Origin of the sequence: Pseudarthrobacter naphthalenicus (assembly GCF_029076445.1) — a bacterium.
In the GTDB taxonomy this organism is placed as follows: Bacteria; Actinomycetota; Actinomycetes; order Actinomycetales; family Micrococcaceae; genus Arthrobacter; species Arthrobacter naphthalenicus.
The window spans coordinates 1-22,566 of sequence record NZ_JARESG010000022.1 but is presented as its reverse complement, the minus strand read 5'-3'; the positions used below and the strand labels follow the sequence as shown (position 1 = coordinate 22,566).

Here is a 22,566-nt window from a genome sequence, read left to right as displayed (position 1 = left end):
CTGACATTGAGGACATACATCATGGCCGGAGCTACAGCACCGCTGCTGGGACTGCAGAAGAGGAGCCTCCGCGAGCAGGCCCTTGCCGCACTGCGTGCCGCCATCACCAGCGGTGAGCTGGAGCCCGGCCGGCACCTGGTGGAAACGGAGCTCTCCGAGATGCTCCAGATCAGCCGCGGCACCCTTCGCGAAGCCCTGCGCCAGCTGGAACAGGAGGGACTGCTCTCCGCCGGACCACGCGGCAGGCTCTCCGTGCGGCACCTTGATGCCAAGGAAATCCGGGACATCTACTCGGTCCGGGCTGCGCTGGAGTCCCTGGCTGCCCGGACGCTGTGCGAACTCTCCGACCGCCAGCAGGCCATCGCCTCGCTGAAGTCCGCCATCGATGCCATGGCCGCTGCGGAAAAGGCCGGACTGCAGGAACGGGTTGAGTCTGACCTGGAATTCCACCGGACCCTGTGCCGGCTGACCGGCAACGAAACCCTGCTGCATTCCTGGGAGTCACTGGAGGGCTCCATACGGATGTCCATCATGTTCGCGGGCCAGGACAAGGGCGTCATGAACATGAGCGTGGACCGGCACTACGACATCGTGGCGGCGATCGAGACCGGCGATGCCACCTTGGCCCGCAATACCATCCGGGAACACATGGATACCGCGGCCGCGAACCTGGTCGCTTAGCGGCCGCGCCTGAGGTGCTCGGCGTTGAGGCCGTCCAGTTCCTGGTCCGTGAGGTCGTCGAAGCTGCGGGCCTCGCGCTTGTCGCTCCGTGAGAAACGCATGAACATCAGGATGATCAGCGGCAGGTCCACAATTTCGCAGATGAACCAGAGGAGATCCCCGGCAAGCTGCTGATCGCGGAGGGCGCCCGGGAACCAGGCCGGCGCCGAGCCCGCCACGGTGGTCACATGGTCCAGCACCTGGCCGTTGAGGCGCAGCAGGATCCCGGGGACGGCGTCCACCAGCAGCTCGATGAAAACAAAGACGAATTCGAGCGTGATGAAGGCGCTGGACCGCTGGAAGTCCGCCTCCTCAATGATCGGCAGCGCCATCAGGAGGCCCAGCAACGGGACACCTACGGTCAGCAGGGCCGCCGCCACCGGATCCGTCCTCAGGGTGTAGAAGAACGGCGTCAGGAACGTCGCAAAGAGGGCCAGCCCCAGCAGCGGGGCGGCCAGTGAATTGCTGAAAAAACGCACCATCGAGTGGGACAGCACGGCGTTCAACCGCGCGATGCCCGCGGCCGGAAGCGCCGCACGGGCCAGGGAAATAGGTTTCCCCAGCCCAATCAGCAACGGCACCACAAAAAGCAGCAGGGAGATCTTCAGCGTGAACGCCCAACGGAGTTCCGCACTGTAGACGCCGGGAAAGCCGCAGGTCAGGACCGTCAGTGATCCCAGGCCCAGTAAGTAGAACGCCACGGTCCGCCACCATGGCCACCGGCGGCCACGGGCCGCTGCCGTCCGGATGCCGAGCGCGTACAGCACGCCGGCGGAAACAATGAGAATCAGGGCGGCCCAGTCGGCCTGCCAGGCACCTAAGACAACTTCGAAGGGGGGCACAGGCCAAGGTTAAGGGACGTTCCTTGGAAGACGCCGGGCACTCCATGGCGTACTTCATTCTTAAGGATTCCTTAAGGGCCCTGGGAAAGACTGGTCCTGAAGCGGCCGGCCGGCCGCAGAAAGCGAGCCGGAGTATTTGATGCCTGAGACCGTCCACAGCCAGAGTTTGCCCCCTTCTCCTGCAGACACCGTCCGTGCGGACGCCACCCAGACGGACGCCAGCCGAACCCGCACCCCAAACGGCGCAAGCACGCGGCTTCTTGCCCTGCCCCGGCCCCGCCTCTGGGCCCTGTGGGGGATCGTCCTGGCGGCTGCCGTGGTGGCTCTTGGCATCACCGTTGCCGACGTTCCGGGTATCAGCACCGACGAGCTCGGCGTGGACCAGAGCCTCAGCCGGCATCACGTTGCCCTGCTGACCGGCGTGGCCATGGCCCTGAATGTGCTGTTTGGACCCGTCACCGGGGTTTTGCTGATCGCCGCCGTCGCGTTGTTCCTGCTCCTGGTGCGCCGGGCCCCCGTCAATGCTGTCGCGTTTGGCCTGGTGGCCGTGTCCGGCTGGGCGGCGAGCGAATTCTTCAAGGTCCTGGTGGCCAGGCAGCGCCCGGATTCCGCGTTGCTGTTCGATCCGCTGGCCCCGGAAAACGGTGCGGACAGTTTCCCGAGCGGCCACGTCACGTTCGCCGTGACCCTTGCCTTCGCCGTGTATTTCCTGGCCCGCGGGACGCGCCGGGCCAAGTTTGCGGCCGTTGCCGGCGTGGTGGTGGTGGCCCTGGTGGCGTGGTCGCGGCTGTACATCGGCGTCCATTACCCGTCCGACGTCGCCGGGTCGCTGCTGGCGGGCACCGCAGCTGTGATCCTGGTGAGCGGGTGCTGGAACTGGCTGGCGCCCCGGGTGTGGCAGCGGGTACCGGTGAACGCGGTCACGCGTCCGTTCCTGCCTTAAAGACTTTTCAGCCCTAGAAAGGCATCATGCAGACATTTCATGCACTGGCCACGGTAGCCGCCTCTTCACCGCTGGATCCGGCGGGCCTCCTTGAGGGCCTGGGACCGGCCGCCCTGGCGGTCATCGCCGGGATGGTCTTCATCGAATCCGGTGTCCTCTTCCCGTTCCTGCCCGGGGACTCGCTCCTCTTCACGGCGGGGCTGCTCCATCAGCAGCTGAACCTCACCCTCCCGCTCCTGATCGGCGTCGTCTCCGTCGCGGCGGTGGCAGGGGACCAGGTGGGCTACTTCCTCGGCCGGAAGTTCGGCCGCCGGTGGTTCAAGGATGATGCCCGGATCCTGAAGACCTCGCACCTGACCCGGACTGAAGAGTTCTTCCACCGGCACGGCGGTGGCGCGGTGGTGATGGCCCGCTTCGTGCCGATCGTGCGCACCTACGCCCCGCTGGCTGCGGGCATAGCCCACTACACGTACCGGAAGTTCGCCCTCTGGAACATTGTGGGCGCGGTGGCGTGGTCGGCGTCGGTGATCCTGCTGGGTTCCTGGCTGGGGCACTTCGACATCATCGCCAACAACATCGACCTGATTGCGGTGGCCATGGTCCTGATCTCCGTCATCCCGTGGGGCATTGAGTACCTTAAGAGCCGGAAGAACAAGCGCACCAGCGGCGAACCGGCCGAAGAACCCGGGAATCAGCCCATGGAAGAGCTGGTCACGGAAGAATAGCCCCATGACAACAGATGCCCGGCCGTCCCTGCTTCTGGTCGAGGACGATCCGGTCCTGGGCCCGCTTATTGCCGAGCTCCTGGAAAGCGATTACCGGATCAGCCTGGTAGCGGACGGCCGGACCGGCCTGGGGGCCGCCCTCGGGGAACCCTGGGACGTCATGGTGATCGACCGCGGCCTTCCCGGCATGGACGGCATCGCCCTGATCAGCGCCCTCCGGGCGAAAGGGATTTCGACGCCGGTGCTGATCCTCACGGCGCTGGGCGCAACGGATGAGAAGGTCCGGGGCCTGGACGCCGGCGCGAATGACTACATGACCAAACCGTTCGACGCCGGCGAGCTGGGTGCGCGGCTGCGCGCGCTGACCCGCAGTTACGCACAGCCCACGATGAGTATCGGCGACTGGGAACTGAACGCCGTGGGCCGTTCCGTGCGGTCCGTTTATGGTCCATTGGTGACGCTGACCGCGAAGGAGTGCGAGCTGCTGGCAGCCCTCGCGACGGAGCCGGACCGCGTTTTCAGCCGGGACGAGCTCATCGGCGCCGTGTTCCCCTCCACCGACCAGCCCGGCGTGATCGACACGTATGTCCACCACCTGCGCCGAAAGATTTCCCGGAATGTGATCCGCACCGTCCACGGCGTGGGCTACCAGATCGGGGACGGCCATGAATGAACGACGCCGGGCCGCGGCAGACCCGGACCGGGCCACCCTCCGCAAGGCCTCACTGCGGATCGCCGTGCGCATCAGTGCCGCCTGCGCCGTGATGGTCCTCTGCCTGCTCGCAGGAGCCGCGATCTACCTGACCAACCAGCTGTCCCACCCGGAACTGCCCGGCACCTCCAACCCGGCCGCCGACTTTGCGTACCTTGATTACAAGGACCTGCTCAAAGCCCTGATCATCGCCGGTGCGGCAGGGATCGTCCTTGCCGGGGTAATCGGCTGGTTCAGTGCCCGCAGCGCCATCGAACCACTGGGTGCCGCGATGGCCCTGCAGCGCCGGTTCGTCCAGGACGCCAGCCACGAACTGCGTACGCCGCTGGCAATCCTGGATGCCCGGATCCAGCTGGCCCAGCGCGATACCCCGCCCCAATCAAAACCGGGGCAGGCGCTGGCCCGGATCCGCCAGGACACCTCGGCCCTGACGGCCATTGTTAACGAACTGCTCCTGGCGGCCACGGGAGACGCCGCAGAAATCCCGGCGGAGCCGATTGACGTGGCGGGAGTGGTGGAGGCTGTGGCGGAAAGTGTCCGGACCATCGCAGACGGTCAGGATGTCAGCGTGGCCGTCACGGCGGGCGCGCGTCCGCTGGCCCGGATCGACGAAAGCAGCCTCCGCCGGGCCATCCTCGCCCTGGCTGACAACGCCCTGGCGCACACTCCGGCCGGCGGGACCATCACCCTGGCCGCGGCAGCGGACCAACGGCACGCGGTGATCACGGTGACGGACACGGGAAACGGGATCACCGGCGTCGAACGCGACAGGATTTTTGAACGCTTCGTCAGGACAGCGCGTCCGGACGGAACCCGGGCGCAACGCAGCTTCGGCATCGGGCTGGCGCTGGTCCGCGATGTGGCTGCTGCCGCCGGGGGGACGGTGGAGATCGCCAGCACCGGCCCGGGCGGGACCACCATGCGGATCGTCCTGCCGCTGGCCACGCCCTGAACTGCCGGTACGCATGCGCCACGCCGTATACTCGGTGCCAGCCATGACCAGCCTTCCCGCCTCCCCCGCCAGCGTCCGCCTTGATGCGTGGCTGTGGGCCATCCGCGCCTACAAGACCCGCTCCGCCGCCACTGCCGCGTGCCGGGCCGGCCATGTGCGGCTCAACGGCAGCCCCGCGAAAGCTTCGGCCACGCTGGTGACGGGTGAGACCGTGACCATCCGCATGTCCGGCTTCGAACGCATCCTTGAGGTCCGCCGCCTGATCGCCAAACGGGTGGGTGCCGAGGCCGCATCGCACTGCTTCACGGACCACACCCCGCCCCGCCCCGTCGCACCGGCGCTGGGACTGCCGCAGCGTGACCGCGGCGCCGGACGGCCCACCAAGAAGGACCGGCGCGAGATGGAACGGCTCAAAGGCTCCTAAGCCTGGCCTGTTTTGAACCTGGCCTGCACGAGGTTTGCGAACGGCAGCCGGCCGTGGTCCGCCACGAAGGCAGCATGATAGGCGGCCTCGGCCTGGTTCACTTCTTCGGCGGGCAGCTCTTTCCACGCGATGATCAGCTCGTCCGTGTGGGTCAGCTGCCAGATGAGCCGGCCGTCCCAGTGTCCCGGCGGCAGACCCCGGCCGAAGTCCAGGAACTCCTTGATCTGGCTGCGAAGGCCCCGGTTGCCCTTGCTTCCCGGCCCCGCCTTGCCGATGTAGAGAATGTCCGCACCGTCCACCCACTCCTGGAACAGCGTTTCGGCCGGCAGCGTGGGGATCTTCTTTTTGAAGACACCGGCGGTGCTTCGTTTCAGGAAGTGCGGCTCGTACTCGTTGGGCCGGAGGACGGCGAACACGCCGGTACCTTGCGGCACCCTCATGATCTCGAGGTCGTCGAACTGCCTGAAGCCTGCGAAGCCGTCGGATTTGAGCGTTTTCCTGTTCACCCTGACGAGGTTACCCGGGCGGGCACCGGTCCGGTGAGCCCATCCCGGCTGCGCACCGAAACGTCCAAAAGCGTAGAGTGGCATTAGACGCCTGATTCTGGACGCCTTGCTGCTGAGGGAGAGATCGTGACGATTGACTGGGACGAAAAAAAGGCCCTGCTACAGGAACCAAACATCGCGGCGGTAACGCAGCTTTGCGACGAACTGATGGAAAAGAAGCCAGGGTCCGTTGTTCCTTACATCGATCCCGTGCATGACGAGGACGAATGCCGCATTGTCAGCCTCCATGTGAGCCCGGGCAAGGGTACCGAATCGGGGTTCGTCTCCCATTTCAACGATGACGAAGCCGCCCGCCGTGCCACGCAGATCTACGAACTCGCGGAACTCGATCCCCGCTACGTAATGCCGTGGAACGCCTACCCGTGGGTCCGCGATCCGGAGCTGCCCTCGGCCCTGAACGTTCAGGAAAAGACCGATGGCCTCCGGCCGTTCCGCCAGTTCCTGAAAATCAACCGCCGGGTCTCGGCAGTCATCGCCCACGGCACCGACGCTTCCACGTTCCTCACCCTCTTCGAGAAGACCTACCATTCCTCCCTGAAGAACAACGGCATCAAGATCTATAAGGCCAGCGCGCTCGGCGGGCGGGCCTTTGCTGTTTCCGAGGCCAAGCAGGAGGACCTCCTGGCCAAGAGCGTGGAAGTCTACAAGGACGCCATGCAGCGGGCAGGCATCCAGCACCTCTGAGCTCCCGCTCTTAAGTACGACGGCGGCACTCACCGTGGTGCCTCACCCCTCCAGCAGGCGCCTGCGGTGCTTGAGCTCCTTCACCCACGCCCTGGTGACCATGTCCGGGAAGGGTGAGGCGCCGTCGTCGTTTCTTCCCGGACTGGTGCCGGCGGCGAAGGCCGTGCCTGCCTCCAGGTCGGCGATCAGCGGACCGGACGCCCTGAGGGCCAGCTCCACCACCTGATCCGCGGTGCGGCCGGTGAGCCCGAGGTCCGTCGCCCAGCCCAGGAAATGCCGGCGCGAAATTCCGCTCCGCTTCCCGTTCAGGGTCAGGGCCAGGGTCTTGTCGCCGTAGACCACTGTGGAGGGAATGTCGTAAACAGGCGCAATGGTCCACTCTCCGTGCGGCTGCTGGACCATGGAGACGTTCTTGGCATGCAGGTCCCCGTTGCCGCTCAGCCATGCGAAAGCCCCCTGAATGGCGAGGTTGCGCAGGGCCGGGAGGCGGGCGGCGCAGTGATCTGCGAGCGCGTGGCACACCGTGCCGTACCCCACGTTGTACTTGTCGGCCGGGTAGAGCTTGAGCACCTGGGCGCCGTCCTCCACGGCGAGCCGCTGAACCTGGTCGGGCTGACCGCCCGGAACCGGGACCCGGTCAAAACGCTCCACGAGCAGCCCGGGCCGTCCTTCGACATCCCTGATCAACCGCACCGGGCTTAGCGGGATCCGGAGTTTGGCCGCGTACCGGAACATGACCAGCTCGTTCTCCACCACGTGCGGGAATTCGGGGGCGTTGAGTTTGAGGATGAATCGCTTGCCGGCGCTGGCAACGGGCAGCGAGATCATCCCGGCGGACAACTTGTCCTGCACACCGGCGAGGGCCACGGGGTCGATCAGGTCAGGGTCGCCCAGCAGCTGGTCAAAATCCACGGGCAGCTTGGGGTCCAGCTCCACGGCGTGCTCGTCCGGGTCCAGCGGTTCACCGTGGCCCACAATCTGGACGTCGCCCACCGGGTTTGCCCCGGCGGCGATGAGCAGGGACAGGTCGTCGTCGGCGCTGGTCTTGATGGACCGACGCAGCGCGTTGAGCCGGCGCCCCTCCGGGAGCAGCCCGGTGAAGTAGGGCGGCGCCGCTCCCGCTGCTGAGATCACGGGTTCGGCGGTGAGGGGCAGGGAACTGGCGACGGCGGGTCCCCCGCTTTGCAGGTAGGCCGGGAGGTAGCTGAACCGGGTGCCGCCGTCGTGCCGTTCGAGCTTGGCCGCCAGGACGCCGGCCTTGTAGATATCTGCGATGCGGTGCGTCATGGCTGCGTGTTCGGGTGGGCGCCGGCATTCTCCGCGAGGGCGCGGGCGGCCTCGCTGGTCCTGGTGGTGAGCCGGAGTTCGAGGCCCAGGGTGTCCAGGACCGCGGTCAGGGAATCGAGCTGAACACTGGGTTTGCCCTGCTCCACAAAACGTACGAACCGTTCCGAGACCCCGGCCATGTCCGCGAGATCGCGCTGGGTGAGGCCGAGCTGCCCGCGCCGCAGGCGGACCTCGGCGGCGAGCATGCTGGCGAGGGGTTCCACCGCAACCTCCAATAGGTACGATCGTGCCGCTTTTAGTGGCTGGCACGATCCTACGCCCGCCACGGGTTTCTGACTAGCGGAGGATCGGCACGAACGTGCCGGACGAATGTATCCGATGAGTAGTGGCTGAGTTCCGCCGCCACGCCTCGTGTTCCCCTCCGGCGGGCCTAGGATGTCCCCATGAGCGGCTTCATCGATGGCATCCTGAACGTCAACCCGCTCGTGGCCTTCATCGCCGTGTTCTGCCTGGTGTTCGCCGAGGACGCGCTGTTCGTCGGCTTTGTCATTCCGGGTGAAACAGCAGCGGTCCTGGGTGGCGTGGTGGCCAGCCGCGGCGAAGTCCAGCTGCCGCTGATGATGCTTGTTGTGGTGGCCGCTGCCATTCTGGGCGACACCGTGGGCTACGAGGTCGGGAAGCATTTGGGCCCTCGCCTTTTGAAGTCCAGATCGCTGTCCCGGCACAGGAGACGGGTCCACAAGGCGCAGGGCTTCCTGCGCCGCAGGGGCGGCTGGGCGGTCTTTCTGGGACGGTTCGTCGCCTTCTTCCGTGCAACGATGCCCGCCCTGGCCGGCGCGTCGCGGATGCCCTACGGCCGCTTCCTGCTCTTCAACGCGGCCGGCGGTCTCGTCTGGGGCATCGGCTTTGTCCTGCTGGGCTACCTTGCCGGCAACTCCTATGAGGCCGTGGCCAAGGCAGCCGGCCAGGACCTCGCCGTCATCATCGCTGCGGTAGCCGTTGCCGCGCTGGTGGCATGGCGCCTGCGGGAGTGGCGCAGGGAACGCACATCAAACGGGGAATAGCAGGCTTCCCCCGCACACCGCTTACAGCAGGCTGTCCAAGGTAACGAAGCCGTAGCCGGCCTGCCGCACACGGTCGATGATGTGCGGGAGGGCGTCGGCGTCCAGGGTGCTGCCGTCGTCCGGGTTGGACCCGATGTGCATCAGGACGATCTCGCCCGGGCGCAGTGCTGCCAGCACCCTGTCCGCCACCTGCTGCGCACTGATTCCCCCGCTGGTCCCCTTCCAGCCGAGCGTGTCCACGGTCCACCTGACTGGCACGTAGCCGAGGTTGTTCACGGCCGCGATAGTGCGGGCGTCCCGTTCGCCGAAGGGAAAACGGAAGAGCGGCGCGGGGTCTGCCCCAGCGGCGAGGATGGCTTGCTGCGCCCCCTGGATTTCGGCCGCGATTCCTGCGTCCGAGAGTCCGGTGAAGCCGGGGTGAGTCATTGAATGGTTGCCCACACGGTGCCCGGAGGCCACAATCGCGGACACGCCGGCAGGATTCGCTGCCGCCCAGCTCCCGGTAAGGAAGAACGACGCCGGCACTCCGGCCCGCGCGAGTGTGTTCAGAATGCTGGGCAAGGCAGCCGAGTTCGCGCCGGCGTCGAACGTCAGTGCGACGACCCGTCCCGCACCCGGTATTGCTTCAATGTCCTGGCCGAGGAGCGCCCGCGGGAACGGCGCCGCGGGGGGCGGTTGCGGCGGCGGGGGCTGCGGCGTGACGGGAGGTTCCGGGCCCACCACCGGCGGAGCCGTCGGCGCCGGGGACGGAAGCCGCTCGGCGGGAGGGGGCGGCGTCGTCGCCGGAGCCGTCGCCGTGGCAGGCGCGCCAGTCGAGGAGGGAACCCCGGTGATGGCCCCGGCCGACGGCGAAACTGAAGTTGCCGGACCGCCCGCCGGAGGGGCACTCAACAGCACCATCCCCCACACGGCCAGGCCAATCACCAGCGCCGCGGCCAGGAGGGCAGCCCAAATCCGGCGGTCCTTGGCGGAGAGCGGGCTCATGCTTCAGCGTGGCAGGACGAAGAGCCCCAAGGAAGGGCAGAAAGGCCCAAGGCGGTGGAAAAGGTCAGGGAACAGCGGGAGAATTAAGAGGTACAGGAAACCACTGAAGGAGCCAGCAGGCATGCATGCTCCGGCACATTCACGTCCGGTGGAGCGCCTCGACGGCTACTTGCCCATCGAGGACCACGGCCTCATCGGCGACGGGTCAACGTGTGCCCTGGTGGGGCGGGACGGCGGAATCTCCTGGCTGTGCCTGCCCGAATTCGACAGCCCGCCGTTCCTTGCCGGCCTTCTGGACAGCGAGGCAGGGGGACGGTTCGAGATCACGCCCGTACCGCTCCTGTCCGCGGACCAGCGCTACACAGAGGACTCCGGGGTGGTGGTGACGTCCCTGTTTTCGGACCGCGGAATGCTGCAGGTGACGGACTGCCTTACCCTGCGCTCCGGAGCGAACCTTGCCGAACCCGTCCCGGCCGGCCGGAGCGAACTGCTCCGGCACGCTCAGGCCGTGGGCGGCAACGTGCGGGTGCGCATTCGGATCGAACCCAAAGCCGGTGCCACTTTTGATCAGCTCGCATCCGGCTGGCGCTTCGACTGGCCCGTGGACGGGATGCAGGAGGTCTACCTGTGGTCATCGGAGGAACTCCATCCTGACGGCCGCGGGCTCAGTACCGAGCTGACCCTGCGCGCCGGTGAAACACTGACCGCGGCCCTGTACTGGTCGGGGCGGTTCCGCCTCCGCCAACGCCCCGACGCAAAGAGGCTCATCGACCAGACGGTAAGAGCCTGGCGGGAATGGGCGTCAAATCTGAACTGCGAGGGTTCCCAGGCAGAGCTGATGAAACGGTCCGCCATCACCCTGAAGCTGCTTGACCATGCGGAGACCGGCGCCATCATGGCCGCCGCCACGTCCTCGCTCCCTGAGTGGCCCGGCGCTGCCCGCAATTGGGACTACCGGTACACGTGGGTGCGCGACGCGTCCTTCTCCAACTATGTGTTCCGGCGGATCGGTGACCGCAGCGACGCCGACGTCTTCCTCGCCTGGGTCCTGACGAATGTGGAGCGCGACGGCGTCCCGCACGTTATGTACGCGCTGGACGGGTCCCAGCCTCCGGACGAGGTGGTGGATCCGGTTCTGCGAGGCTACCGCGGGTCATCCCCGGTGCGGTGGGGAAACAGCGCGGTCCACCAGGTGCAGCACGATGTCTACGGAGAAATTGTTGATATCGCCTACCAGTGGTCCAACAGCGGGCAGCCCGTGGACCACCAGTTGTGGTCCACCCTGGTGCCCATTGTGGAAGCAGCCATCGCCAGCTGGAAGAAGCCGGACAACGGACCCTGGGAAGTCCGGAGTGATGGCCGCCCCTTCACCTACTCGGCAGCCATGTGCCACGTGGCCCTGGACCGGGCCATCCAGATTGCCCGGAAGCACAGGCTGTCCTATCCGAAGAGGCGCTGGGAGGCGGCGGCCCGGCAAATCCACCGGGCGGCCCTCGGCCTGTCCTGGGACCCGGAACGGCACACCTTCACCGAACATCTGGGCGGCCAGGGCGGCCAGGGCGGACTGGACGCGGCACTGCTGACCCTCCCCATCAGGAATGTCATTCCGTTCGATGACCCCCGGATGGTATCCACATCCAACGCCATAGCAGCCAACCTGGATGCAGGCAACGGGCTCCTCTTCCGCTACCTGCCTGCTGCGTCACCCGACGGACTGCCCGGCGGTGAGGGCGCCTTCCTGCTCTGCAGCTTCTGGCTCGTGGACAACCTGGCCGGCCAGGGGCGGCTGGATGAGGCGCACGAACTCTACGAGTCGCTGTGCAGGCGGGCCAACCCACTGGGCCTGTTCCCTGAACAGATCCACCCGGACACCGGGGAGTTCCTTGGCAACTTTCCGCAGGCCTTCAGCCACGTGGGGGTGCTGTCCAGCGGCCTGCGCCTACTCAAGGCGCAGCGACGGAAGGCCTCACAGTCCTGACCCATGGTGCGGGAAATGAGCGACGCCGGCCCCCAACTGGGCCGCCTTCCCGGCGCGTGGGCCGCCTCAGACATTGACACACTCTGTGACCCGTGCCATATTTGAGGGGTGAACCTGTCAGACAGCCGGACAGCAGGACAGCCTGCAGATCCATTACGCGAGCAGCCCCCCGCACTCCAGACTCCGGCCACGGCGTTCCGGGCGCTCGCGAGACTCAGCGCTGCCGAAGCGGTGTTCAACGCCATCCGCGGTGACATCGAGTCCGGCGTCGTGGCGGTGGGCGGGAAGCTCAGTTCCGAAGCTTCCCTGTCGCAGCAGTACGGCGTCAGCCGCTCCGTCATCCGCGAAGCCCTCCGTTCCTGCACAGCGCTGGGCCTGACGGTCACCAAGACCGGCAAGGGCACGTTTGTGGTGGCCAACAAGGTGGCCAACGATCTCACCCTCGGGCAGTACTCGGCCCGGGACCTTACCGAGGCCCGCCCCCACATCGAAGTTCCCGCCGCCGGGCTGGCTGCCCAGCGCCGGACTGCTGAAGAGCTGGAAACCCTCCGCCACATCGTGGCCGCCATGACCACCGAAACCGACCCCGAGTCCTGGGTGGCCCTGGACTCAAGCTTCCACGCCGCCATCGCACGGGCCAGCGGAAACAGGGTGTTCGCCAGCGTGGTGGCGGACATCAGGGGCGCCTTGGCCTTCCAGTCCGAGACGCTGAACATGGTGGCCGACCGCCAGCACGCCTCCGACGCCGAGCACCAGCGGATTCTCGAGGCCATCGAAGCCCAGTCCGCCGATGAAGCCAGCAGCGCGATGGCCGAACATCTGCGCGCCGTGGGAGTCGCCCTCGATTCCATCCTCAATCACTAAAACTTTCCGCCACCAACGCGTCAGCAAGAATCCCTTCACCACACCCTAGGACTCCATGCCTGCCCCTGCACTTCATGCTGCCCAGACTGCTGCCCCCGGCAGCCCCGGCAACCTTCCGCAGCACGCGCCCCTGGTTGTCGCCACCCGCGACGGCCTCGTGGAAAGCGTCCACTACGGCTCGGCGATCGCTACCGCCCCGGACGGCACCATCCTCGCCGCCGCCGGGGACCCCCTGGCGCCGTTCTACCCGCGCTCCTCGCTGAAGCCGCTGCAGGCTGTGGCCATGGTCCGCGCCGGCCTGAGGCTCCCCCCGGACCTCCTGGCCCTGGCCGCCGCGAGCCACTCCGGCGGTTCCAGGCACCGCGGCGGCACCCAGCGCATCCTCGCCATGCATGGCCTCACCGCCAACGACCTCAAGAACAGCACCGACCTCCCGTACGGCACCAACGAACGCGAAAACTGGCTGCGCGCCGGCCTCAACCCCACGCAGGTGACGCAGAACTGCTCCGGCAAACACGCTGCCATGGCCGCCACCTGCGTCATCAACGGCTGGCCGGTGGAGGGCTACCTGGACCCGTCGCACCCCCTGCAGCAGCTGGTCGCATCCACGGTCGCGGAACTCGCGGGAGAGGAACCGTCCGTCCGCAGCACCGATGGCTGCGGAACGCCGCTGTTCGCCCTCACCCTCCGCGGGATGGCCCGCGCCTTCGGCACCATCGCCGCCGCTGCCGCTTCCGCCGCAGCCACCTCTCACGCAAGCACCCCCGACGACGGCGCCACCGCCCAGCTGCGTCCGGAAGCCGCCGTCGGACTCGCCATGCGGCAACACCCGGACATGGTGGCCGGCGAGCGCCGGGACGTCACCGAACTGATGCGGCTGCTCCCGGGCACCGTGGCAAAGGACGGTTTTGAAGGTGTGCAGCTGCTGGGCCTGCCGGACGGCCGCGCCGTCGCGGTCAAAATTTCCGACGGCGGAGACCGCGCCCGGATGCCCGCCACCGTCCACATCCTGGCGGCCCTCGGCCTCGACACCGCACCGCTGGCCGGCATCGCTACCGCCCCGGTTCTGGGCGGCGGCCACCAGGTGGGACTGCTCCAGCCGACGGATTTCCTCGCTCCATCAACCGCGCTTGCCTCATCTGCCCCCGCAGCTCCCCTGCCCATCCCCGTCAACGAAGCCCTCTGAGGACCCTGATGACTACCCTGACCACTCTCGACGCCCCCGACCTTGCACAGGAAACCCGGCCCGAACACGATCTCCTCGGCGACCGCGACATCCCCGCGGACGCCTACTGGGGCGTGCACACGCTCCGTGCCGTGGAAAACTTCCCCATCACCGGGCAGCCCCTGTCCTCCAACATGCACCTGGTCCGCGGCCTCGCCGCGGTGAAACTCGCCGCCGCCCGGACCAACCACGAGCTGGGCCTGCTGGACGCTGAACGGGCGGAAGCAATCGGCCAGGCCTGCACCGAGGTGATGGACGGCAAACTCAGCGACCAGTTTGTGGTGGACGTAATCCAGGGCGGTGCCGGGACGTCGTCGAACATGAACGCCAACGAGGTCATCGCCAACCGGGCACTGGAAATCCTCGGTCATCCCAAAGGTGACTACGCAAGGCTGCACCCCAACGACCACGTGAACCTCAGCCAGTCCACCAACGACGTCTACCCCACGGCCGTGAAGCTGGGCACCATCTTCGCCGCCCGCGAACTCCTCGCTGCCCTGGCAGAACTTGAGGAAGCCTGCGCCGAGAAGGCGCTCGAATTCCGTACCGTGGTGAAGATGGGCCGCACGCAGCTACAGGACGCGGTCCCCATGACCCTCGGCCAGGAGTTTGGCACGTACGCCATCACCATCGGCGAGGACCGCCTGCGGCTGGCCGAAGCAGACCTGCTGATTCACGAGATCAACCTCGGCGCCACCGCCATCGGCACCGGCCTGAATGCCCACGCCGGCTACGCCGAAGCAGCCTGCCGGCACCTGGCCGAGATCACGGGCCTTCCGCTGGTCACCGCGCCCGACCTCATCGAAGCCACCCAGGACGTGGGCGCATTCGTCCACCTGTCCGGCGTCCTCAAGCGGGTGGCGGTGAAGCTCTCCAAGATCTGCAACGACCTCCGCCTGCTCTCCTCCGGGCCGCGCGCTGGCTTCGGCGAGATCAACCTGCCCGCCGTCCAGTCCGGGTCCTCCATCATGCCCGGCAAGATCAACCCGGTCATCCCGGAAGTGGTCAGCCAGGTGGCCTACGAAGTCATCGGCAACGACGTCACCATCACCATGGCCGCCGAGGCCGGGCAGCTCCAGCTCAACGCCTTCGAACCCATCATCGTCCACAGCCTCCACAAGAGCATCTCCCACCTCGAAGCCGCCTGCCGCACCCTCACGGCCCGCTGCATCCGGGGCATCACCGCCAACACCGAGCACCTCCGGCGCACCGTTGAACAGTCCATCGGCCTGGTCACCGCCCTGAATCCCCACCTGGGTTACGCCACTGCCACCGCCATCGCGCAGGAAGCACTCGCCACCGGCAAGGGAGTCGCCGAACTCGTCCTGGAACACGGCCTGCTCACCGCAGTCCAGCTGCAGGAGCTCCTCAGCCCCGAACGCCTGGCCAACCTCAGCAAGTAATCCCCAGCAGCACCCCGACGCAGGCCCTCAACCCTGCAGTTCCGTGCCCACCAACCGGATTTCAAAGGACACTCCCCCATGTCTAATCCCCCCACCCCCATCCCTGACCACGTTATTGACGGCGGCCACGCCCACGCCTCCGAAACAGCACTGCACGCGGAGGACAAGGGCTACCACAAGAACCTGAAGCCGCGGCAGATCCAGATGATCGCCATTGGCGGCGCTATCGGTACCGGCCTGTTCCTCGGCGCCGGCGGCCGCCTCAACGCCGCCGGGCCGTCGCTGGTGATCGCCTACGCTGTGTGCGGTTTCTTCGCCTTCCTGATCCTTCGGGCCCTGGGCGAACTGGTCCTTCACCGCCCGTCGTCCGGCTCGTTCGTCTCCTATGCCCGTGAGTTCTTCGGCGAGAAGGCCGCCTTTGTGTCCGGCTGGTTCTACTGGATCAACTGGGCCACCACCACCATCGTGGACATCACCGCCGCCGCCCTTTACATGCACTTCTTCGGAAACTACATCCCCTGGATGGCGGCCGTCCCGCAGTGGGCATGGGCCCTGACCGCCCTGCTTGTGGTCCTTGCCCTGAACCTGGTTTCCGTGAAGGTCTTCGGCGAGATGGAGTTCTGGTTCGCACTCATCAAGGTTGCCGCGCTGGTCATCTTCCTCGTGGTGGGCACCTACTTCGTCATCTTCGGCACCCCCGTGGACGGCCAGCAGGTTGGCCTCAACCTCCTCTCAGACAACGGCGGCGTGTTCCCGAACGGCCTGCTCCCCATGATCATCCTGATGCAGGGCGTCCTGTTCGCCTACGCCTCCATTGAGCTGGTGGGCACCGCGGCAGGCGAAACTGAAAACCCGGAAAAGATCATGCCCAAGGCCATCAACTCGGTGGTGTTCCGCATCGCCGTTTTCTACGTCGGCTCCGTGATCCTGCTCGCCCTGCTGCTGCCGTACACGTCGTACGAAAAGGGTGTCAGCCCGTTCGTGACGTTCTTCGGCTCCATCGGCATTCAGGGTGTGGATGTCATCATGAACCTCGTGGTGCTTACGGCCGCGCTGTCCTCCCTCAATGCCGGCTTGTATTCCACCGGACGCATACTTCGCTCCATGTCCGTCAACGGCTCCGCCCCCAGGTTCGCCTCCCGGATGAACAAGGCCGGCGTTCCCTACGGCGGCATCGCCATCACCGCCGTGGTGTCCCTGCTGGGCGTCCCGCTGAACTACCTGGTGCCCGCCCAGGCCTTCGAGATTGTGCTCAACGTGGCTTCCGTGGGCATCGTGATGACCTGGGCAACCATTGTCCTCTGCCAGATCCAGCTCAAACGCTGGGCAGACAAAGGCTGGGTGGAGCGCCCGTCCTTCCGGATGTTCGGGGCCCCCTACACCGGCTACCTCTCGCTGCTGTTCCTCGTGGGTGTGCTGGTGATGGTGTTCATCGAATCCCCGCTCACCATGCTGGTCACCGCCATCGCCTCCGTCCTGATGGTGGTGGGGTGGTACGCCTGCCGTCACCGCATCCGGGAGATCGCCGAGGCCCGTGAGGGCTTCACCGGCACAGCCCCGGTGATTGCCAACCCGCCGGCGGCGACATTCAAGAAGTAGCCTCCCGGCTGTCCCCTCCCCTATGGGTGCAGCCCCCGGCGGGATTCCCCTGCTGTGCGGTCCTGCATGAATCGGTAGCATGAGGCCATTGCGGACAACCAACAACGCGGTCCCCGGAGCTCCCGCAGCTCCGGGACCGGGGGAAGAGGTGGCTCATGCCAGGATCCAAACTTGCCGTTGTGGGAGCCGGCAGCGTGGGCACCTCCCTGGCCTACGCTTCCCTGATCCGGGGTTCGGCCAGCCACGTCGCGCTCTTTGACGTCAACGCGCTGAAGGCGGAGGCGGAGGTATTGGACCTCGCGCACGGCACCCAATTCACAGCGGCCGCGGCAACCGTCACCGGCGGCGGCGACATCGCCGTGACTGAAGACGCCGACGTCGTGGTTATCACGGCAGGGGCGAAACAGGCTCCGGGCCAGACGCGGCTGGACCTGGCCGGGACCAACGTCCGCATCCTCGAACAGCTCATGCCGCAGCTGCTCCGGCATGCACCGGATGCGGTCTATGTCCTGGTCACCAACCCCTGCGATGTGCTCACGGTGGCAGCCCGGAAGATCTCCGGGCTGCCACCGGAACGTGTCTTCTCCTCCGGTACCGTGCTGGACACATCCCGGCTACGGTGGCTGCTGGCCCGGCGCGCCGGGGTGGCCGTCGCCAGCGTCCACGCCAGCATGGTGGGCGAGCACGGCGATACTGAATTTCCCGTTTGGTCGGGCGCCACGATCGGTCCGGTCCCCATCCGCGAGTGGGAAGAAGGAGGCCAGCGCGTCTTCACCCCGGACTACCTCGATGAAACCGCCCGTGAAGTGACCCAGGCGGCGTACAAGGTTATCGCCGGCAAGGGTGCCACCAACTATGCCATCGGCCTGTCCGGAGCACGGATCGTGGAGGCGCTCCTCCGGGACGAGAACGCTGTCCTCCCTGTTTCCACCGTGCTGGACGGCCCCTACGGCATTAGCGGTGTGGCCCTGTCCCTCCCCAGCGTCGTGGGCCGCGGCGGGGTGCACCGGATCCTCCACACGCCCATGGACGACGACGAGCTGGCCGCCCTTCAGCATTCCGCCGACACCCTGCGGAGCACCCTGGCCACTTTGGGTATCTAGCCGGCGAAAGAACGGGCACGACTCTTTCCACATGTCAGTGCCGCCTCTTGACGGGCCTCACGGCCCGGGGCTAGCGTCAGCCCCATCCTGCTGTTTCAACGGCGAAACCGGCATGCCGCCGTCGTTCTCTTCCATTCGTAAAGAATCACCTTTCTTGAAGGAGTATCCCGATGGACAACCCCGAAGCAAAGATTGTTGTTGGTGTGGACGGCTCTGATTCCTCGGTGCAGGCGCTGCGCCTCGCGGCACGGCTGGCACCCGCCCTCGATGCCCGGATTCACGCGGTGGCCTGTTGGGACTTCCCGCAGATGTACGCCGGTTATGTTCCGCCCGATTTCGACGCCTTCGAAGCGGACGCAACCAAGACCCTCACTGAGGCGATCGGCAAAGCATTCGGCCCCGACGCCCCTGCCAACATGACTCATGAGCTGGTTCGTGGTCCCGCGCCGGCCAAGCTCGTCGAAGCAGCGGCAGGCGCCGCAATGCTGGTGGTCGGCCGCCGCGGCCACGGTGGAATCATGGGCATGCATCTGGGGTCTGTCAGCTCAGCCTGTGTTTCACATGCTGCCTGCCCGGTCCTGGTGATCCACTCCGATGGCCGCTACGCCCCGCACCACCTCGGACGGGACCTCCGGGCCGAGGGCGAAAACACCCCCGCGGTGTAGTTCACTGAGCTATTCCGCTCCGGCACGAAAAAGAAGCTGAACCCACGACGGCGGCGCCCCGGCTTCCTGCCTATGGAGCCAGCGGTGCCGTCGTCGGACGTGGCACCGTCGGACCTAAAACCCGGCATTGACCGCACTGGACCGCGGGCTTACGTTTGTGGATAACCGGACCCGTTGAAGTGCCCGGTTCCGGGCTGCCCTGCTGCGGCCCTGCAGTCATAAAGCACGCCACTGCAGACCGTGCGGCCAGACCGCACCGCTGCCTCTGGTGCACCGGTCTCCAACTTTCACATCGGGCAGAGCCAGCTGGCGGGGTGCGCGCCTAAACACCTCAGCATCTTTGCGCTTTGGAGTTCACCATGAACAACAACTCACTTTTGTCTTTGCAGGAAAAAGTACGCGGTTCCCTCTCGACGGCGGACAGCCCCGATTACGACACCGCCCGGGCTGTGTACAACGGAATGATCAATAAGCGTCCCGCGGGGATCCTTCAGGTTTCCCAGGTGGCCGACGTGATCACAGCAGTGAATTTCGCCCGGGACGAGGGGATGGACATCGCCCTGCGCGGTGGCGGCCACAGCGCCCCCGGGTTCGGCACCTGCGACGGCGGCCTGGTGCTTGACTTCTCTAACCGCCGGGGCGTACGTGTAGATCCCGGCACGGCAACGGCTTGGTCGGAAACGGGCGCAACGTGGGCGGATTTCAACCACGCAACCAACGCCTTCGGACTGGCCACCACAGGCGGGATCATCGGTTCCACCGGCGTGGCAGGACTAACTTTGGGTGGCGGCATCGGCTACCTTTCGCGCCAGTACGGCCTGTCGTGCGACAACTTGAAATCGGCCGACGTTATCACCGCAGACGGGCGATTCCGGCATGCCAGCGCCACGGAAAACGACGATCTCTTCTGGGCCCTCCGCGGCGGAACCGGAAACTTCGGCGTGGTGACCTCCCTGGAATTCGCCCTTCATCCTGTGGATGTCGTCTACGGCGGCGTGATTATCTACCTGCTCGAGCACGCAGAGGCCGTGGGCCAGTTGTACCGGGACACCATCGCCAAGGCTCCGGAGGAACTGGGCGTTTTCCTGGGTGTCCACCAGGGTCCGCCCGTTCCCTTCCTGCCGGAGGAATACCATGGGCGTCCGGTGGTGGTCCTCGTGGGCGCCTGGATGGGAGAACACGATGAGGGGCAGCGGCAGTGGCAGCCGTTCTTTGACGCGGCGCCTGTCGCCGGCTCCTTTGTGGGACCGATCCCCTACCCTGTCCTGAACACCCTCTTCGACCCCATGTTGCCCAAAGGACTCCAGGGCTACTGGAAGGCGGAGTTCCTGCCCGCCATGACTGACGAGGTCATCAAACTGGCGAAGCACCACGGCGAAACTGTCCCGAGCCTGCAGACCGCCAACCACTTCTACCCCATCAACGGCGCAGTTCATCGGGTCCCAAAGGACGCGACGGCCTTCCCGTACCGGGATGTCGATTTCGCCGCCGTGATAGCAGGAATGTGGGAGAACCCTGCCGATAACGACGCGAACATCAGTTGGGTCCGCGAGTACGCAGCCGGACTTAGTGAGCACAGCGCCGGCGGCGCCTACATTAATTTCATGGACACCGACGATCAGTCCCGGACCAAGGAGAACTACTCGGGCAACTACCAGCGGCTGGCCAGCATCAAGGCGAAATACGATCCGGACAACCTGTTCCACGTTAACCAGAACATCAAACCGGCCGCCTGACCCTCCGGGCATCCTGTAACGCAACGCTCCTGCAACCCCTCGTCGCGGGCTGATCCCCTATGCTCAGCAGAGCACGCAGTTCAACGACGAACCACCCGGGAGACACGGCATGACCAACTGGCGGATCAGGGATTTCCATTCAGCGGACCTGGACGGGATCCTGCACCTCTGGGAGACCCTCAAGGCCTCCAACGTGGAGCCCGTTTATGCCCTCTCCGAGGTCCTCGCGTCCTGCGAAAAGGACCATGCAGTGGTGGCGGTGCAGGGCGAGCAGGTGGTGGGCGCCGCCGTCGGACGTGCCGCGCACGATCAGGGCTGGATCGTCTTCCTGGCCACGCTGCCGGAGTACCGCGGCCGGGGCATCGGCACGTCGCTGCTCGCCGCCGTCGAAAACCGGATGGCCCCGCATGGCCTCAACAAGCTATCCGCGCTGATGCCCGAGGCCGAAACCCGGGTGGAAGCTTTCCTCAGCCGCGGCTTCGCGCTGAAGAAGAACTTGCGGTACTTCGAGCGGACCATCCCGGTGCAGCGGCAGGAACTTGGCGCACTCGGCCAGCTGGGCGGCCGGGTCCTGGCGCGCGACCTGTGGGAAAACGTGGCGGGCATGCGCAAGGAAAAGGAACTCCTTGAACGGCGCCTGGTCCTGCCTCTCGCGGAGGCGGACCTCGCGGATGAGTACGGTGTGGTGCCACCGCGCGCGGTGGTGTTGTTTGGTCCTCCAGGGACGGGTAAAACCACGTTCGCGAAGGCGATCGCGTCCCGGCTGGAGTGGCCGTTTGTTGAGGTCTTCCCGTCCCGGCTCGCCTCCGATCCCAAGGGCCTGGCGGGTGCGCTGCGTGAGACGTTCCTGGAGATTGCCGAACTGGAGCACTGCGTGGTGTTTATCGACGAAGTGGAGGAGATTGCTTCCCAGCGTTCGGGCGAACCGCCATCGCCGCTGCAGGGCGTCACGAACGAGCTGCTGAAAATCATCCCGGCGTTCCGTGAACAGCCCGGCCGCCTGCTGGTCTGCGCTACCAACTTCATCCGGGCGCTGGACACCGCATTCCTGCGTCACGGCCGGTTCGACTACGTCATTCCCATCGGACTGCCCGACCGTCAGGCCCGTGAAGCCATGTGGCAGCGCTTCATCCCGGCCGCCGTGGTGGACGACGTCGACGTGGAACTCCTGGTGGAGCGCACCGAAGGGTTTTCTCCCGCAGACATTGAGTATGCCGCCCGCAGCGCCTCCCAGCGTGCGCTGGAAAAGGCAGTGTACGACGACGGCGGGGCGGCTTCCGGCGGAAGCGTTTCAGTTCGCGAAGCGGTTCGGAAGGGGCCCTCCACGGAGGATTACCTGGACGCCATCGGGGAAACGCGGACTACGGTTAGCGCCGAGGTCCATCAGGACTTCCTTGAGGACATCGACTCGCTGGGGCGGGTCTAGGCCGGGGCAGGTCTGGGCCGGCGCAGGACTGGGCGGGCGCAGGACTGGGCGGGCGACCACCTGAGCGGTGACTGGGGCAGCCAAAAAGATTTCCAGAATTCTTTTCAGGAAGGGGCTTCAGGGACCTTAAATGTCGTACCCCCTCGACATGATGGAAACATGGAAGGCACAGCAGCGGACGCGGCGTTTGATGAGGTAGTGGCTGCCGTTGCCGTGCTGGCCGAACTCCGCCGTCGCCAGCGTGAGGACCCAGCCGGTCCGGATCCGCTGCGCCGGGGTGTGGACGACTCCCTGGACCGCCTGGCCGTCATCTCCCGGCTCGAAGCAAGCACGGCCGCTTTGAAAGTTTTCACCACCACCGAATACGTCGACGGGACCACGGCACTCACACCCCCTGCCGCGTCCCCGCAGGAGAATACCGCCCACGAAATGGCCGCGATCGCCGAACTCGCCTGCGTCCTGACCGTCAGCGAACCAAACGCCGCGTCCCTGCTGTCCACCTCCCACCGGCTCACCACCGCCCTGCCCCTGACCCTCGCCGCCCTGCAGGCAGGAACCATGTCCTGGCAGCACGCCCGGGTCATGGCGGACGAAACCCTCAACCTCGATCACGCCGGCGCCGCCGCCCTGGAAGCCCACTTCCTGGATCCCGCCGCACCCAACC

General features: G+C 66.4%; 22 protein-coding genes and 1 pseudogene. 18 read left to right on the top strand and 5 right to left on the bottom strand.

Translation table 11 applies throughout. The features are described from left to right. Nucleotides 1-21: 21 nt before the first annotated feature. The gene (locus PY310_RS17755) at nt 22-681 is read left to right on the top strand and encodes a GntR family transcriptional regulator (protein ID WP_275215790.1); all 660 of its coding nucleotides are present in this window, start codon (nt 22-24) and stop codon (nt 679-681) included. Here the strand turns inward: PY310_RS17755 and PY310_RS17750 are convergent. Beyond that, entirely contained in the window at nt 678-1,562 is an 885-nt protein-coding gene (locus PY310_RS17750; RefSeq protein ID WP_275215789.1) for a cytochrome c oxidase assembly protein, read from the bottom strand. The two genes, PY310_RS17755 and PY310_RS17750, sit on opposite strands and share 4 nt — an antisense overlap. Nucleotides 1,563-1,701: 139 nt before the next feature. On the opposite strand from PY310_RS17750, the gene PY310_RS17745 reads away from it, so the two are divergent. The 5 genes from PY310_RS17745 to PY310_RS17725 are packed head-to-tail and all read left to right on the top strand — an operon-like array spanning nt 1,702 to nt 5,318. After that, nucleotides 1,702-2,505: a phosphatase PAP2 family protein gene (locus PY310_RS17745; RefSeq protein WP_275215788.1), complete on the top strand. Its 804-nt coding sequence runs from the start codon at nt 1,702-1,704 to the stop codon at nt 2,503-2,505. A gap of 26 nt (nt 2,506-2,531) precedes the next feature. Then, nucleotides 2,532-3,230, top strand: a complete 699-nt coding sequence (locus PY310_RS17740) for a DedA family protein (RefSeq protein ID WP_275215787.1) — start codon at nt 2,532-2,534, stop codon at nt 3,228-3,230. Nucleotides 3,231-3,234: 4 nt separating this feature from the next. After that, nucleotides 3,235-3,903: a response regulator transcription factor gene (locus PY310_RS17735; RefSeq protein WP_275215786.1), complete on the top strand. Its 669-nt coding sequence runs from the start codon at nt 3,235-3,237 to the stop codon at nt 3,901-3,903. Continuing rightward, nucleotides 3,896-4,894, top strand: a complete 999-nt coding sequence (locus tag PY310_RS17730; RefSeq protein ID WP_275215785.1) for a sensor histidine kinase — start codon at nt 3,896-3,898, stop codon at nt 4,892-4,894. The genes PY310_RS17735 and PY310_RS17730 overlap by 8 nt, the downstream gene beginning before the upstream one ends. Nucleotides 4,895-4,937: 43 nt before the next feature. Further along, a complete protein-coding gene (locus PY310_RS17725) occupies nt 4,938-5,318 on the top strand; it encodes an RNA-binding S4 domain-containing protein (RefSeq protein ID WP_164204101.1) in 381 nt (126 codons plus the stop codon). Here the strand turns inward: PY310_RS17725 and PY310_RS17720 are convergent. Continuing rightward, entirely contained in the window at nt 5,315-5,824 is a 510-nt protein-coding gene (locus PY310_RS17720; RefSeq protein WP_275215784.1) for a hypothetical protein, read from the bottom strand. The two genes, PY310_RS17725 and PY310_RS17720, sit on opposite strands and share 4 nt — an antisense overlap. A 126-nt stretch (nt 5,825-5,950) precedes the next feature. On the opposite strand from PY310_RS17720, the gene PY310_RS17715 reads away from it, so the two are divergent. Next, nucleotides 5,951-6,568: a uracil-DNA glycosylase family protein gene (locus tag PY310_RS17715; protein WP_275215783.1), complete on the top strand. Its 618-nt coding sequence runs from the start codon at nt 5,951-5,953 to the stop codon at nt 6,566-6,568. A gap of 42 nt (nt 6,569-6,610) precedes the next feature. Here PY310_RS17715 and PY310_RS17710 read toward each other — a convergent pair whose 3' ends face one another. Both PY310_RS17710 and PY310_RS17705 read right to left on the bottom strand, forming a co-directional pair. Beyond that, complete coding sequence (locus tag PY310_RS17710; RefSeq protein WP_275215782.1) at nt 6,611-7,855, bottom strand: type II toxin-antitoxin system HipA family toxin; 1,245 nt, start codon at nt 7,853-7,855, stop codon at nt 6,611-6,613. After that, a complete protein-coding gene (locus PY310_RS17705) occupies nt 7,852-8,118 on the bottom strand; it encodes a helix-turn-helix transcriptional regulator (RefSeq protein ID WP_275215781.1) in 267 nt (88 codons plus the stop codon). The genes PY310_RS17710 and PY310_RS17705 overlap by 4 nt, the downstream gene beginning before the upstream one ends. Before the next feature lie 180 nt (nt 8,119-8,298). Here PY310_RS17705 and PY310_RS17700 point away from each other — a divergent pair, with 180 nt between their 5' ends. Continuing rightward, nucleotides 8,299-8,919, top strand: a complete 621-nt coding sequence (locus tag PY310_RS17700; protein WP_275215780.1) for a DedA family protein — start codon at nt 8,299-8,301, stop codon at nt 8,917-8,919. 21 nt (nt 8,920-8,940) lie between these two features. On the opposite strand, the gene PY310_RS17695 is transcribed toward PY310_RS17700, so the two are convergent. Beyond that, nucleotides 8,941-9,903 (bottom strand): polysaccharide deacetylase family protein, encoded by a 963-nt coding sequence (locus PY310_RS17695; RefSeq protein WP_275215779.1) that lies wholly within the window; start codon nt 9,901-9,903, stop codon nt 8,941-8,943. Between the two features lie 121 nt (nt 9,904-10,024). Here PY310_RS17695 and PY310_RS17690 point away from each other — a divergent pair, with 121 nt between their 5' ends. From PY310_RS17690 to PY310_RS17645, 10 genes and pseudogenes are all read left to right on the top strand, one after another. Next, the gene (locus PY310_RS17690; RefSeq protein ID WP_275215778.1) at nt 10,025-11,881 is read left to right on the top strand and encodes a glycoside hydrolase family 15 protein; all 1,857 of its coding nucleotides are present in this window, start codon (nt 10,025-10,027) and stop codon (nt 11,879-11,881) included. A gap of 108 nt (nt 11,882-11,989) precedes the next feature. After that, nucleotides 11,990-12,745, top strand: a complete 756-nt coding sequence (locus PY310_RS17685) for a FadR/GntR family transcriptional regulator (protein WP_419095518.1) — start codon at nt 11,990-11,992, stop codon at nt 12,743-12,745. A 55-nt stretch (nt 12,746-12,800) separates the two neighbouring features. Then, entirely contained in the window at nt 12,801-13,931 is a 1,131-nt protein-coding gene (locus PY310_RS17680) for an asparaginase (protein ID WP_275215777.1), read from the top strand. 8 nt (nt 13,932-13,939) lie between these two features. Continuing rightward, nucleotides 13,940-15,373: an aspartate ammonia-lyase gene (locus PY310_RS17675; RefSeq protein ID WP_275215776.1), complete on the top strand. Its 1,434-nt coding sequence runs from the start codon at nt 13,940-13,942 to the stop codon at nt 15,371-15,373. Between the two features lie 78 nt (nt 15,374-15,451). Next, nucleotides 15,452-16,972, top strand: a complete 1,521-nt coding sequence (locus PY310_RS17670; protein ID WP_275215775.1) for an amino acid permease — start codon at nt 15,452-15,454, stop codon at nt 16,970-16,972. A gap of 155 nt (nt 16,973-17,127) precedes the next feature. After that, on the top strand, nt 17,128-18,075 hold the full coding sequence (locus tag PY310_RS17665) for an L-lactate dehydrogenase (RefSeq protein ID WP_275215774.1): 948 nt from the start codon (nt 17,128-17,130) through the stop codon (nt 18,073-18,075). A gap of 170 nt (nt 18,076-18,245) precedes the next feature. Further along, nucleotides 18,246-18,740 carry a universal stress protein gene (locus PY310_RS17660; RefSeq protein WP_275215772.1) on the top strand — a complete coding sequence of 165 codons (495 nt, stop codon included), beginning with the start codon at nt 18,246-18,248 and terminating at the stop codon, nt 18,738-18,740. Between the two features lie 359 nt (nt 18,741-19,099). Then, nucleotides 19,100-20,476 (top strand): FAD-binding oxidoreductase, encoded by a 1,377-nt coding sequence (locus PY310_RS17655; protein WP_275215771.1) that lies wholly within the window; start codon nt 19,100-19,102, stop codon nt 20,474-20,476. Between the two features lie 109 nt (nt 20,477-20,585). Next, a complete protein-coding gene (locus PY310_RS17650) occupies nt 20,586-21,902 on the top strand; it encodes an ATP-binding protein (protein ID WP_275215770.1) in 1,317 nt (438 codons plus the stop codon). Nucleotides 21,903-22,061: 159 nt separating this feature from the next. Continuing rightward, a pseudogene (locus PY310_RS17645) lies at nt 22,062-22,566 on the top strand (HNH endonuclease signature motif containing protein); the annotation flags it as partial.